The organism is Streptomyces shaanxiensis (assembly GCF_039537145.1).
In the GTDB taxonomy this organism is placed as follows: domain Bacteria; phylum Actinomycetota; class Actinomycetes; order Streptomycetales; family Streptomycetaceae; genus Streptomyces; species Streptomyces shaanxiensis.
This window is the reverse complement of sequence record NZ_BAAAZY010000010.1, coordinates 208,291-221,159: the sequence shown is the minus strand read 5'-3', so window position 1 is coordinate 221,159 and position 12,869 is coordinate 208,291. Positions and strand designations below refer to the sequence as shown.

The 12,869-nt window shown below is 72.2% G+C and carries 10 protein-coding genes and 1 riboswitch; of the genes, 7 read left to right on the top strand and 3 right to left on the bottom strand.

Annotation, left to right across the window (positions count from 1 at the left end; genetic code table 11):
- Positions 1–83 precede the first annotated feature (83 nt).
- The 3 genes from aceB (at position 84) to metE (ending at position 5,265) form a co-directional block, all read left to right on the top strand.
- Complete coding sequence (gene aceB / locus ABD932_RS15060; protein ID WP_345012765.1) at positions 84–1,682, top strand: malate synthase A; 1,599 nt, start codon at positions 84–86, stop codon at positions 1,680–1,682.
- Positions 1,679–2,551: a 3-hydroxybutyryl-CoA dehydrogenase gene (locus ABD932_RS15055; protein ID WP_345012763.1), complete on the top strand. Its 873-nt coding sequence runs from the start codon at positions 1,679–1,681 to the stop codon at positions 2,549–2,551. Before aceB ends, ABD932_RS15055 begins: the two co-directional genes overlap by 4 nt.
- Positions 2,550–2,788: riboswitch (cobalamin riboswitch) on the top strand. (Overlaps the previous gene by 2 nt.)
- 152 nt (positions 2,789–2,940) lie before the next feature.
- Positions 2,941–5,265: a 5-methyltetrahydropteroyltriglutamate--homocysteine S-methyltransferase gene (gene metE / locus ABD932_RS15050; protein WP_345012761.1), complete on the top strand. Its 2,325-nt coding sequence runs from the start codon at positions 2,941–2,943 to the stop codon at positions 5,263–5,265.
- A gap of 50 nt (positions 5,266–5,315) precedes the next feature.
- Here the strand turns inward: metE and ABD932_RS15045 are convergent, their stop codons facing one another.
- Together ABD932_RS15045 and ABD932_RS15040 are read right to left on the bottom strand one after the other, a co-directional pair.
- A complete protein-coding gene (locus ABD932_RS15045) occupies positions 5,316–5,519 on the bottom strand; it encodes a hypothetical protein (RefSeq protein ID WP_345012759.1) in 204 nt (67 codons plus the stop codon).
- A 141-nt stretch (positions 5,520–5,660) separates the two neighbouring features.
- Positions 5,661–6,689 carry a heme/hemin ABC transporter substrate-binding protein gene (locus ABD932_RS15040; RefSeq protein WP_345012757.1) on the bottom strand — a complete coding sequence of 343 codons (1,029 nt, stop codon included), beginning with the start codon at positions 6,687–6,689 and terminating at the stop codon, positions 5,661–5,663.
- Between the two features lie 85 nt (positions 6,690–6,774).
- On the opposite strand from ABD932_RS15040, the gene ABD932_RS15035 reads away from it, so the two are divergent.
- The 4 genes from ABD932_RS15035 (at position 6,775) to ABD932_RS15020 (ending at position 11,957) form a co-directional block, all read left to right on the top strand.
- Positions 6,775–7,560: a hypothetical protein gene (locus tag ABD932_RS15035; RefSeq protein ID WP_345012755.1), complete on the top strand. Its 786-nt coding sequence runs from the start codon at positions 6,775–6,777 to the stop codon at positions 7,558–7,560.
- Positions 7,561–7,598: 38 nt separating this feature from the next.
- On the top strand, positions 7,599–8,546 hold the full coding sequence (locus ABD932_RS15030; RefSeq protein WP_345012753.1) for a hypothetical protein: 948 nt from the start codon (positions 7,599–7,601) through the stop codon (positions 8,544–8,546).
- 193 nt (positions 8,547–8,739) lie between these two features.
- Positions 8,740–9,279 carry a neocarzinostatin apoprotein domain-containing protein gene (locus ABD932_RS15025; protein WP_345012751.1) on the top strand — a complete coding sequence of 180 codons (540 nt, stop codon included), beginning with the start codon at positions 8,740–8,742 and terminating at the stop codon, positions 9,277–9,279.
- Between the two features lie 86 nt (positions 9,280–9,365).
- Positions 9,366–11,957: an immunoglobulin I-set domain protein gene (locus ABD932_RS15020; RefSeq protein ID WP_345012749.1), complete on the top strand. Its 2,592-nt coding sequence runs from the start codon at positions 9,366–9,368 to the stop codon at positions 11,955–11,957.
- Between the two features lie 60 nt (positions 11,958–12,017).
- On the opposite strand, the gene ABD932_RS15015 is transcribed toward ABD932_RS15020, so the two are convergent.
- Positions 12,018–12,743 carry a class I SAM-dependent methyltransferase gene (locus ABD932_RS15015; RefSeq protein WP_345012747.1) on the bottom strand — a complete coding sequence of 242 codons (726 nt, stop codon included), beginning with the start codon at positions 12,741–12,743 and terminating at the stop codon, positions 12,018–12,020.
- Positions 12,744–12,869: the final 126 nt, after the last annotated feature.

Sequence of the window (12,869 nt, the reverse complement as noted above, 5' to 3'; positions counted from 1 at the left end):
ACCACCCGGCGGTGGCCGAACATTCGACACAGCCCCGCGCCCCTTGAGGGCGATGCCCTGAACGTCCCAGTCAGGAGAAGCCGATGTCCACCACTGCTCTGACCCACCACGTCCGCGTCCTCGCCGCCCCCGGGCACCGGCACGACGAGATCCTCACCTCCGCTGCCCTGGACTTCGTCGGCCGACTGGCCGCCGCCTTCGGGGAACGTCGTCGGGAACTCCTCAAGGAGCGTCGCCGACAGGCCCTGCGCCTGGCCAGTGGCTCCCCGCTCGACTTCCCCATGGTCACCTCGGCCATGCGCGCCGACCCGACGTGGCGAGTGGCGCCGCCGGCGCCCGGTCTCGCCGACCGGCGGGTGGAGATCACCGGCCCGCCCGAGCGCCGTATGACCGTCAACGCCCTCAACTCGGGCGCCAAGGTCTGGCTGGCGGACTTCGAGGACGCCACCGCGCCCACTTGGGACAACATCGTCTCCGGTCAGCTCAATCTGCTCGACGCCATCGAGCGCCGGATCGACTTCACCACCCCCGAAGGCAAGGAGTACCGGCTCGGTGACCCCGACCGGCTCGCGACCGTCGTCGTCCGCCCCCGCGGCTGGCATCTCGACGAGGAGCACCTGGAGTTCGACGGGCGGCCCGTGCCCGCCGCCCTCGTCGACTTCGGGCTGTACTTCTTCCACTGTGCCCGGCGCCAGATCGACGCCGGCCGCGGCCCGTACTTCTACCTGCCGAAGCTGGAGAACCGCTACGAGGCCCGGCTGTGGAACGACATCTTCGTCACCGCGCAGGAACTCCTCGGCCTCCCGCGCGGCACGGTCCGCGCGACCGTCCTCATCGAGACGATCACCGCCGCGTTCGAGATGGAGGAGATCCTCTACGAGCTGCGCGAGCACAGCTCCGGTCTCAACGCGGGCCGCTGGGACTACCTGTTCAGCCTGATCAAGACCTTCGGCCACCGCACCGACTTCCTGCTGCCGGACCGGGCGAAGGTGACGATGACCGCCCCCTTCATGCGGGCGTACACCGAACTGCTCGTCCGTACCTGCCACAAGCGGGGCGCCCACGCGATCGGCGGTATGGCCGCGCAGGTGCCGAGCCGGGAGCCGGACGCGCAGGAGGCGGCGCTGGCCAAGGTGCGGCTGGACAAGGAGCGGGAGGCGGAGGACGGCTTCGACGGATCGTGGGTGGCCCACCCCGGGCTGGTGCCCGTGTGCCGCGAGGTGTTCGACGGTGTCCTCGGCGAGCGACCGCACCAGATCGACCGTACGCGCGACGACGTGGACGTCAGCGCCGCCGACCTGCTGTCGGTGCGCCGGATCGGCGGTCCGCCGTCGCCCGAGGGCGTGCGCGCCGGCATCGCCGTCGCCCTGCGCTACTTCGCGGCATGGCTGCGCGGGCAGGGCGCCGTGGCTCTGTACGGCCTGATGGAGGACGCGGCCACCGCCGAGATCGCCCGGGTGCAGCTCTGGCAGTGGCTGCGGCACCGGGTGATCGACCGGGAGACGGTGCTGCGGCTGCTCGACGACGAACTCGTGGCGCTGGGCGCCGAGTACCCGTGGGCGCCCCTCGATGACATCCGTGCGCTCTTCGAACGCAACGCCCTGGTGGGCGAGTTGCCGCTGTTCTTCACGCCGGACGCGTACACCCGGCACCTCGTGCGGCGGACGGAGGCCGGGGCATGAGCGGGGGCATCAGGCGGGTGGGGGTCGTCGGAGGCGGGCAGATGGGCGCCGGCATCGCCGAGGTCTGTGCGCGGGCCGGGCTCGACACGGTCGTGTGCGAGGCCGACGCCACCGCCGCCCGCGCCGCCGGTGAGCGCGTGGCCGCCTCGCTGGACCGTGCCGTGCGGCGGGGCAAGCTGGAAGCGGCCGCAGCGCGGGACGCCTTGGAACGGCTGGTCTTCACGGGTGAGTTGGCGGATCTGGCCGACCGGCAGCTGGTCGTCGAGGCCGTCATCGAGAACGCCGACGCCAAGCTGGAGGTGTTCGCCACGCTGGACAAGATCGTCGAGGATCCGGCGGCCGTGCTGGCGACGAACACCTCCTCCCTTCCCGTGATGCGGCTCGGCATGGCCACGAACCGCGCCGACCGGGTCGTGGGCCTGCACTTCTTCAACCCGGTGCCCGTGCTGCCGCTGGTGGAGGTGGTGACCACCCTCCACACGGCGACGGAGACGGTCACCGCCGTGGAGGCCTTCGCCACCGGGGTACTCGGCAAGACGGTCGTCCGCTCCCGGGACCGCGCGGGTTTCGTCGTCAACGCGCTGCTCGTCCCGTATCTGCTGGCGGCGATCCGCATGGCTGAGTCCGGCTTCGCCACCGCCGCCGACATCGACGCCGGCATGGAGCTGGGCTGCGCCCACCCCATGGGGCCGCTGAAGCTGGCGGACCTGATCGGCCTCGACACCGTCGCCTCGATCGCCGAGTCGCTCTACGACGAGTTCCGGGAACCCCTCTACGCCCCTCCCCCGCTGCTCCAGCGGATGGTGGAGGCAGGGCTGCTGGGCCGTAAGACCGGGCGGGGGTTTCACATGTACAGCCGGGACACTTAGAGTTGCCGGTGCAGCTGGTTCGCCCCGTCAGCCAGGCGGGACGCGTCGTAAGAGGGAACCCGGTGGGAATCCGGGACTGCCCCGCAGCGGTGAGTGGGAACGACCGCCGTCATACGCACTGGGTCCGATGTACCGGGCCTGGGAAGCGACGGCCAGTAGGTGTCCGTGTCCCGTACGAGTTCGTACGCCATGGATGTGCCCGCGAGTCCGAAGACCTGCCAACTGCCCGTGCGCGGACGGATCCGCGCGCGGAATCCCGGTGACCTCGAGGGCGGGTCGGCGTGCGCACCGAACGGGCGGCCATGGGTCGTTGCCGTCCGGTCCGGCACCCTTCGCGCTCTCGTCCCGTCCCCGGGATCTCAGGGATTCATCTCGCGAAGGAGATCTCCGTGACCAGCAAGTCCGCAGCCGCGGCAGCACGGACCACCGTGTACGGCTACCCCCGCCAGGGCCCGAACCGGGAACTGAAGAAGGCGATCGAGGGCTACTGGAAGGGCCGCGTCACCGCCGACGGGCTCCGGTCCACCGCTGCCGGCCTGCGCCGGGCCAACTGGCGGCAGCTGGCCGAGGCCGGCATCGACGAGGTCCCCACCGGTGACTTCTCGTACTACGACCACGTCCTCGACACGACCGTCATGGTCGGCGCCGTCCCCGACCGGCACCGGGACGCCGTCGCCGCCGACCCGATCGACGGGTACTTCGCGATGGCACGCGGCACCAGGGACGTCGCGCCGCTGGAGATGACGAAGTGGTTCGACACCAATTATCACTATCTGGTGCCGGAGTTGGGCCCGGAGACGGTGTTCGCGGCCGACTCCGCCAAGCAGGTCGCCGAGTTCGAGGAGGCCGCGGGTCTGGGGCTGGGGCTGACCGCCCGGCCGGTCCTGGTCGGGCCGGTTACCTACCTGCTGCTCGCCAAGCCCGCACCCGGCGTCGCCGCGGACTTCGAGCCGCTCACTCTGCTGGACCGCCTCCTGCCGGTGTACGCCGAGGTCCTCGCCGACCTGCGCGCGGCCGGCGCCGAGTGGGTGCAGCTCGACGAGCCCGCCCTGGTCCAGGACCGCACCCCGGCCGAGCTGAACGCCGCCGCCCGCGCCTACCGTGAGCTCGGCGACCTCACCGACCGGCCGAAGCTGCTGGTCGCCTCGTACTTCGACCGGCTCGGCGAGGCGCCGCCGGTGCTGGCCAAGGCTCCGGTCGAGGGGCTGGCGCTGGACTTCACGGAGTCCGCGGCCGCCAATCTGGAGGCGCTCGCGGCCGTCGGCGGACTGCCCGGCAAGCGGCTGGTCGCCGGTGTGGTGTCCGGCCGCAACATCTGGGTCAACGACCTGTCGAAGTCGCTCGCCACCCTCGGCACCCTGCTGGGCCTGGCCGACCGGGTCGACGTGTCGGCGTCCTGCTCGCTGCTCCATGTGCCGCTCGACGCGTCCGCCGAGCGGGACATCGAACCGCAGATCCTGCGCTGGCTCGCCTTCGCGAAGCAGAAGACGCGGGAGGTCGCGACCCTCGCCAAGGGCCTCGCCCAGGGCACCGACACCATCGCGGCCGAACTCGCCGCCAACCGCGCCGACCTGGCCTCCCGCGCGGGCTCTCCGGTCACCCGCAATCCGGACGTCCGGGCTCGCGCCACCGCCGTCACCGGGGCCGACGCGCGCCGCTCCCAGCCGTACGCCGAGCGGGCCGCCGCGCAGCGCGCCCACCTCGGTCTGCCGCTGCTGCCGACCACCACCATCGGCTCCTTCCCGCAGACCGGCGAACTGCGCACCGCACGGGCGGACCTGAGGGCGGGGCGCATCGACACGGCCGGCTACGAGGAGCGGATCAAGGCCGAGATCCGCGAGGTGATCGCCTTCCAGGAGAAGGCCGGGCTCGACGTCCTGGTGCATGGCGAGGCCGAACGCAACGACATGGTCCAGTACTTCGCCGAGCAGCTGACCGGCTACCTCGCCACCCAGCACGGCTGGGTGCAGTCCTACGGCACCCGTTACGTGCGCCCGCCGATCCTGGCCGGCGACATCTCCCGGCCCGCGCCGATGACCGTGCGCTGGACGTCGTACGCCCAGTCCCTGACCTCCCGCCCGGTCAAGGGCATGCTCACCGGCCCGGTCACCATGCTCGCCTGGTCGTTCGTCCGCGACGACCAGCCGCTCGCCGACACCGCCCGCCAGGTCGCGCTCGCGCTCCGGGACGAGGTCAACGACCTTGAGGCGGCCGGGACCTCGGTCATCCAGGTCGACGAGCCCGCCCTGCGGGAGACCCTGCCCCTGCGCGCCGCGGACCGTCCGGGCTATCTGGCCTGGGCCACCGAGGCGTTCCGGCTCACGACCGGCGGGGTACGCCCGGACACCCAGGTCCACACGCACATGTGCTACGCCGAGTTCGGCGACATCGTCCGGGCCATCGACGATCTCGACGCCGACGTCATCAGCCTGGAGGCCGCCCGCTCCCATATGCAGGTCGCCCGCGAGCTGGCCGCCCACGGCTATCCGCGCGAGGCGGGGCCGGGTGTCTACGACATCCACTCGCCGCGCGTGCCGGGCCGGGAGGAGGCGGCCGAGCTGCTGCGCACCGGGCTGAGGGCCATCCCCGCCGAGCGGCTGTGGGTCAACCCCGACTGCGGTCTGAAGACCCGTGGCTGGCCCGAGACCCGCGCCTCGCTGGAGAACCTGGTCGCCGCGGCCCGTACGGTGCGCGGCGAGCTGTCCCCGTCCTGACCGACGGCCGGCCGGGGGGCGGGCCGAAGTGCGGGCCGCCCCCGGCCGGTTCAGGTCGCCGTCGCGGCTGCCGCCGCCTTCCCGGCCACGCGGCCGGAGAAGAGGCAGCCACCGAGGAAGGTGCCCTCCAGGGAGCGGTAGCCGTGGACGCCGCCTCCGCCGAACCCGGCGACCTCGCCGGCCGCGAGCACGCCGCCGGCGACGGTCAGGGCACGGCGGCGGGTGATCGCGTCCGGGGGCGACGGGTTCTCCATGGGCTGCCTTCCGGGGAAATGCGCTCCGGGGTTGGTGCGCAAGGGACGGGAGACGCAAGAGTTGCCGCTGCGAGAGCGGGGGTTACCGACGGTAGCCCAGGGGGAGTCGGGGTCGCCAGATGCTGCAACTGTGAACTTTTCTCACGTTTGATGGATGCGATCCACCAGGATGTCGATCACCAACGACGTCCGCGGCCCGTACCCCAGCAGCACCCCGTCCTCCATGTCGACGACCCGGCGGTTCATCCCCGCCGGCGTCTGACCGATCCCGGGAATGCCGACCAGGCCGTCGACACCGCCGACCGACTCCAGCCCCTTGGTCATCATCAGGATCACGTCCGGCTGCGCCCGCACCAGGGCCTCACTGGTGATCGGCGTGAACGGCTTGTCCAGCCCGGCCTCCTTGCCCGCGTCCACCGCCCCCGCGGCCTCGATGAGCGAGTCGGCGCCCGAGCCCTTGCCGCCGATCAGATAGACGGCCGCGCTGCCGCGCATGTACAGGAAGGCGACCTTGGGCTTGCTGCCCTTGGGCACGGCGGCGCGGGCGGCGGCGAGTTCGTCGTTCATGCGCTCGTTGAGGGCCTTGCCCGCCTCGGGGACGCCGAGCGCCTCGGCGATGCGCGTGGTGCGGGTGGTGACATCGGCGAGTTCGGCGGCCGGGTCGAGGACGACGACGGGGACGCCGGCGTCACGGATCTGGTCGATGGCCTCCTTGGGCCCGGTGTCGGTGTCGGCCAGGACGACCGTCGGACGCAGCGAGAGCACGCTCTCCGCGCTCACGTCGTGCGCCTTGGTGACCTGCGGTAGCTTCTCCGCCTCGGCGAAGGTGGCGGTGATGTCCCGGCCGACGACATGGTCGCCGAGGCCCAGCGTGAACACGATCTCGGCGACACCGCCGTTGAGCGGCAGGATGCGGGAGGCGTCCTCGACGGTCACCTCGCGGCCGTCGGAGGAGTCGACGGTGACCGGCAACTCCGGGGTGGGCGACTCGCCTTGGAGCGGCACGAGGGTGTTCTTCGCGAGCTGCTTCTCGGCCGCGGCGGCGCGTTGGCTCGCGGAGGCGGCGGCCGGGGCCGAGCCGTCCGACGCGCTCCCGCCCCCACCACAGGCGCCCGTGAGCAGCGCGAGCGTCAGACCAAGGACGGCGAGGCGTCTCCGGGATACGCGCATGGGTTTCCTTTCGTCTCTCCTGGCATACAGCTGGGGCAATACTTTAGGTTAGGCTTCCCTTAGTTGCTTCTGGTGGGGGTGTTCCATGGCGTGGGCAAGTGGCCTGCACCGTAAGGGAGTTGGACCGATACTCGGGTTCGCGGGCGCGGCAGCCCTGCTGCTTTCGGCCGCCGGCCCCGCCTCGGCGGCGGGCGGCTCGGCGACGGGCCCCGAGGGCCAGAAACTCACCGTCTCCAAGTCCTCGGGACTCGACGCGGGCGGCGAGACGGTGACCGTGACCGGCTCGGGCTACAACACCGAGAAGGGCATCTACGTCGCCTTCTGCGTGGACAACGGTGCCGGAAAGACCCCCACGCCCTGCGTGGGCGGAGTGGACATGTCCGGCGAGTCCGGGGCGTCCGCGTGGATCTCCTCCAACCCGCCGTCGTACGGCGAGGGGTTGGCGAAACCGTACAAGGGCAGCGGCCACAAGGGCTCGTTCAGCGTGCGGCTCACCGTGCGCGCCAAGGACGCGAACACCGACTGCACCAAGTCCGGCGTGAAATGCGCCGTCATCACCCGCAACGACCACACCCGGGGCGGCGACCAGAGCCAGACCGTCAGGATCCCGGTGACCTTCGGCGGCAGCGGCGCGGGCACGTCGAGCGGCGACGGCGCCACGGCCACGCCTGCCGCGACGGCCGGCGCGAGCACGACCGGCGGTGGCGGCACGGGCAGTTCGGGCGACGGCACCGAGAAGGCGTCCGACGGGCCGCTCGCCACCACCGGCTCCATCGCCCTGACGGCCGGAGCGACGGCGGCGGGACTGGTCGCGGCCGGAACCGGAGCCTGGCTGTGGGCCCGCAGGCGGCGAGCGGCGAACGCGGCCTGACCCGCACCCGACCTCACACTCCGGAAGGAGACCTGAAGATGGCGAAGAGACCCGGCGCCGCCTCCGTGACGGGCGGCGCGCTCCTCGCGCTGCTGTGTCCGGGCGTCGCGACCGCACAGGACGGGGACGCGTTCGCGCGCGAGGTGTCCGGCGGATACGCGAGCTGGAACATCGCGTCCGCCGAGCTCGACGACCGGGGCGTCGCGCTCGACCTGGCCGAACCCGCCGTACGAGGTTCCGCGGACCGCGCCTGGTTCCCGGCGACCGGCGGCGGCGCGGCCCCCGAAACCGGCGACGCGGACGTCGAGTTGGGCGGCTCGGCCTTGTTGGCCTCCTCCGCCGCCACCCGGCCACTGCCCCTCGGCGGGCTGCGGCTGCACCTCGACGGCGACGCGGGCGCCCTCTACGCACGTACGGCCGTCGACGGCAGGTCCCGCGAACTCGCCCTGGCCGACGTACGGTCCGGCGCCGCACCCGTCGTACGGACGAGTGGTGTGACCTGGACCGGCCTGCGGGCATCGCTCACACAGGACGGGGCGGCACTGCTGTCCGAGTGGAGCGGAGCGGATTTCACGGCAGGGGACGCGTTCGGGGTGCTGGACCTGACGGTGGGGACCGGCGGCGAAACGGCCGAAGCCGCACCGGAAGAGACACCGCGCCCGACCCCCACCGCCCCGAAGGAGAAACCCGCGGCGGCCACGCCCCGACAGGCGTCGACGCCCCCTTCCGCCGCCGTCACTCGCACCACCCTCGCCCCCGGCACCGAACAGCGGGTCACCGGCGCGGGATTCGAGCCCGGCGAGGTCGTCCTGGTCGCGATCGACGACGACACCCGGTACCAGGCAGTGGCCGACGAGGCGGGGCGGATCTCCCGCACGTTCCCGGTGTACGACACCGCCACCGAGGGCGCGCACACCGTCGAGCTCTCCACGGTGACCGGGGAACGCAGGGCTGTCGCGGACTTCGGCGTGCGAGCGCGGGCGTAGCACATGCGTAACGAGGAGCGGGCGGCACGGCCCGCTCCTCGGCATGCCCAAATCCCTTGCGACGTACGGATGTTGGGCCTTTGCGCTCCGTTGACAAACACTCGAAGTTCGTACTTAGGTTTGCCTTACCTAACCCCCCGCTGGCGTCTCGCCCACATCGAGACGCCACACCGAGAAAGGTGAACAGCTCACCATGAGACCCGTTCCCTCCGCCCGTACCGCCGCCCGCGCCGCTCTCGCCGTGACCGCCTCCGCCGCCCTGACCCTGGGCCTGGCCACCTCGGCCTCCGCAGCCACCTCGACCCGCACGGTCACCGACGGCGGCACGACCTACAACCTGTCGCTGACCTCCCCCGCCACGGCCACCGCAGCGGGCCAGGTCGTCACCGTCTCCGGCTCCGGCTACAACACCGGCCAGGGCATCTACGTCGGCCTGTGCGTGGTCGACGGGGCGCAGGGCGCCAACAAGCCCACCCCGTGTCTGGGCGGCCAGGACGAGGACGGCTCCACCGGTGCCTCGCACTGGGTCAACAACACCTTCGGCGGCCTGTTCGCCAACAGCTCCAAGTTCGGCACGGGCGGCACCTTCAGCGTGCAGATCTACGTCAAGGCCACCCTCGACGACGGCAGCGTCTGCGGCCAGACCGTCGAGTGCGCCGTGGTGACGCGGGCGGACCACTTCGACAGCGAGGACCGCAAGTACGACGTCCACGTCCCGATCGCCTTCCAGTAAGCGCCCGTCAGGCCGGGCCCACACCGTCGGGCCCGGCCCTCGGTATCCCCGGGGTGCCGGGCGCACCCGACCAGTGAGGACCCCCCATGACCGACGAACCCAGACCGCCGTCCGAGGCCCGACGCCGGCTCGGACGCCCCGCGGCACTCCTCGGCGCCGCCGCGCTCGTGGCCGCGGCCGTCACGCTCGGCTCCACCGCGCAGGCCTCCGACACACCGAAGACGGCCCTCGGCAAGGACGGCCAGAAGCTCACGGTCTCCGCCTCCGCGAACCTCGACCCGGACGGCGAGACCCTCCGCGTCACCGGCGAGGGCTACGACGACACCAAGGGCATCTACGTCGCCGTCTGCAAGGACAACGGCGACAACCGCATCCCCACCCCGTGCCTCGGCGGTGCCGACCAGAGCGGCAGCAGCGGCTCCTCGGTGTGGATCATCCCCAAGGACGCGCCGGACGAGGGCGCGGGGACGGTCGCGATCCCGTGGGGCGACGGAGGTACCTTCGACGTCGAGCTGAAGGTCAAGGCGAAGGACACCGGGCTCGACTGCTTCCAGGTCGCCTGCTCGGTCGTCACCCGCGTCGACCACAACGGCACCGGCGACCGCTCCCAGGACGTCCGGATCCCGATCACCTTCGAGGGCCAGGACCCCGGTGACGGGGGCGGCGACGGCGTGGACGTCCCGCCGGGCACCGTCAGCTATGTGCGGTCGGCCGAGTTCAGCACCGCCGGCCGCCCCCTGGATCTCTTGCTGCACCCCGGCTCCGGGAAGCTGTACGTCGGTTCGGACAACATCGTCGACACCGCGGACATCGCCGAGCAGGGCCTGTACGCCCTCGACCCGAAGGACGGCAGGCTCCTCAGCCACATCGCCCAGGCCCCCGGGGCCGGCGGCACCATGGCCAACCGGGTGGTCCGGCAGATCGTCGCGCCCCTGTCCGGCGACGGGGTCGTCTTCCACTTCCCGCTGCGCGGCATCGGCACCGCCAAGGACGGCGACAGCGCCGCCGGCGGCGTGTGGCTCACGGGCGCCACGGTCACCGGCACCGGGCCTGGCACCCAGGCCTCCACCACCCTGGTCGCCCAGGGCGCCGCCCTCTCCGAGATCGAGACGGCCACCGGCACCGTCCGGCGCACCACCACCGTCGAGGGCGGCAGCCTGCTCGCCGTGGACTCCGCACGCGGCGCCGCCTGGTCCGTCGGCACCGCCGAGGGCAAGAAGGTGCTGCGCCGGATCGACACCGGCTCCTTCCAGGTCACCGCCACGGCCGAACTCCCCGCCGACGGCTCGGTCTTCTTCGTGGAGGCGGACCCGGCCACCGGCAACGTCTGGCTGAGCAGCGGGGACACGGTGCTCGTCTTCGACAAGGACGCCAAGCCGGTGGCCACCCTGACGGGTAAGGACCGGCCTCAGGCTGCGGCCTTCGACAAGACCTCCGGGCGGGCCTTCGTCCTCCGCGAGGACTACGGCACCGCCGACGAGGGCGCGGACAACAACGGCTCCCTGCAGATCCTCGACAGCGCGACCTTCGAGCAGACGGCCGAGCCCGTCGCGCTGCCCGGCAGTCGCGCGGTCAACGGCTACGCGGGCATCGCCGTCGCACCGGGCGCCGGCTCCGTGTACGTCACCAAGCAGGCGGAGAGCAAGGTCCTCAAGCTCGACGTCCGGGTCTCCCCCAAGGTCACCCAGTCCCCCACCGACCGGACCGCGGCCCCGGGCGACGAGGTCACCTTCGTCGCGGCCGCCGAGGGCACCCCGGAGCCGACCGTGCGCTGGCAGGTCAGCCCGGACGGCGGCCAGACCTGGTCAGCCGTCGAGGGCGCGACGAAGAACGCGTACACCTTCACCGCGAAGGCGGGCCAGGACGGTTACGAGTACCGCGCCGAGTTCACCAACTCCGCGGGCACGACCCGGACTTCACCGATCACGCTGACCGTGAAGGCGGCCTCCGGTGACGGCGGCAACGAGGGCGGCGACGGCGAGGACACCGAGCCGTCCGGCTCCAAGACCGTCACCGGCCCGAACGGCCAGAAACTCACCGTCACCCCGGTCAACAACCTCGCCACCGCGGACCAGGCCCTGAAGATCACCGGCTCCGGCTACGACACGAAGAAGGGCGTCTACGTCGCTCTCTGCGTCGACAACGGCGCCGGTGAACTGCCCACGCCGTGCATCGGCGGCGTCGACATGACCGGCGGCTCGCACTCCTCGGCGTGGATCTCCTCCAACCCGCCCGACTACGGCGAGGACCTGGCGATCCCGTACGGCGACGGCGGCACCTTCGAGGTCGAGCTGACCGTCGACGCCAAGGACGAGTACACCGACTGCTTCAAGGCCAAGTGCGTCCTGGCCACCCGCAACGACCACACCCTCTCCGGCGACCGCTCCCAGGACGTCAAGGTCCCGGTCAGCTTCGTCGGCCAGGACCCGGTGGACACGGACGACGGCACCGGCGGCACGGGCGGGAACGGCGACTCCGCCGGTACGGGCACCACGGGCGGCAGCACCGGCGGCACCGGGACAGGGTCCACCACGGGCGGATCCGGCGACACCGGCACGTCCACCGCGGGCGGCAGCCTCGCCTCCACCGGCGTCACCGTGTTCTCCGTCGCCGCGATCGCGGCGGCGCTGCTCGCCACCGGCTGGGTGGCGTACCGCAGGGGCCGTACCGTCAACTGATCGCGGCACAGAGCGAGTTCACTCTCCGGCGCGCACGGACGCGCCGGAGGGCAGCCGCGATCAGGCCGTCCGGCCCGCCACCACCCATTTCGACGGCAGCTCGATCCGCGCACCGTCCGGCCCGTACTCCGTGGTGATCAGCGGCAGTTCGCCGCTCGCGAGGACGGTGAGCCCGGCCGCGCGCAGATACTCGGGCACCGCCGCGTCGGCCACCTCGCCGGGGGCGATGCCGTGCCGGAAGATGGGCGCGAGCTTGGGCGGCGGGCCCGCCGGGCTCTGGGCGAGGCCGACGAGGACGGGCTTGGCGGACTCGGAGAGTTCGACGAGGAAGGCCCGGCCGCGCTCACCGACCAGCGTGGCGATCCCGTTCACCATCTGCTGCCGGTCGTCGGGCTCGGCCTGGTGCAGCACGCCCCGCATATAGACGTTGGCGTCGCCTAGTTCGGCGTGCAGCGTCTCGGCCTCGGTCTTCTCCACGGCGTCGAACAGCCGGTACGCCGCCTGCCCGGCCGGGTCGGCGCGCCGGGCGTGGTCGAGGGCCGCGGCGGACAGGTCGGCGCCGACGACGCGCGTGAAGTGGTCGGCGAGGAAGCGGGTCTGGGTGCCGTTGCCGCAGCCCAGGTCCACCATCGGCAGGCCCGGCTCGGTCAGGTGCGCCTCGAAGAGGGTGAGATGGCGGCCCGCGGTCAGGTCCGGTGCCGCGTCCCAGAACACCGCCCCCTGTTCGTCGGAGGCTTCACGCCAGAAGCCCTCCCAGGCCTCCCGGTACCGACTCGTCACGCTCATGACCGACTCCCCAGGGTACGACGCCGACCCGCCGCGAAGTGACGGGCGAGTACGGTTTATCGCGGGCCGGTGACGGCTACAAGCGCGCGGCGCATTCCTTCACTCCGCATTCGAGACCCGTGCGCC

What these genes read in the sequence shown, in the direction of transcription:
- aceB (WP_345012765.1), top strand. Translation starts at nt 84, where the DNA reads ATGTCCACCACTGCTCTGACCCACCACGTCCGCGTCCTCGCCGCCCCC.
- ABD932_RS15055 (WP_345012763.1), top strand. Translation starts at nt 1,679, where the DNA reads ATGAGCGGGGGCATCAGGCGGGTGGGGGTCGTCGGAGGCGGGCAGATG.
- ABD932_RS15045 (WP_345012759.1), bottom strand. Translation starts at nt 5,519, where the DNA reads ATGGAGAACCCGTCGCCCCCGGACGCGATCACCCGCCGCCGTGCCCTG.
- ABD932_RS15040 (WP_345012757.1), bottom strand. Translation starts at nt 6,689, where the DNA reads ATGCGCGTATCCCGGAGACGCCTCGCCGTCCTTGGTCTGACGCTCGCG.
- ABD932_RS15035 (WP_345012755.1), top strand. Translation starts at nt 6,775, where the DNA reads ATGGCGTGGGCAAGTGGCCTGCACCGTAAGGGAGTTGGACCGATACTC.
- ABD932_RS15030 (WP_345012753.1), top strand. Translation starts at nt 7,599, where the DNA reads ATGGCGAAGAGACCCGGCGCCGCCTCCGTGACGGGCGGCGCGCTCCTC.
- ABD932_RS15025 (WP_345012751.1), top strand. Translation starts at nt 8,740, where the DNA reads ATGAGACCCGTTCCCTCCGCCCGTACCGCCGCCCGCGCCGCTCTCGCC.
- ABD932_RS15020 (WP_345012749.1), top strand. Translation starts at nt 9,366, where the DNA reads ATGACCGACGAACCCAGACCGCCGTCCGAGGCCCGACGCCGGCTCGGA.
- ABD932_RS15015 (WP_345012747.1), bottom strand. Translation starts at nt 12,743, where the DNA reads ATGAGCGTGACGAGTCGGTACCGGGAGGCCTGGGAGGGCTTCTGGCGT.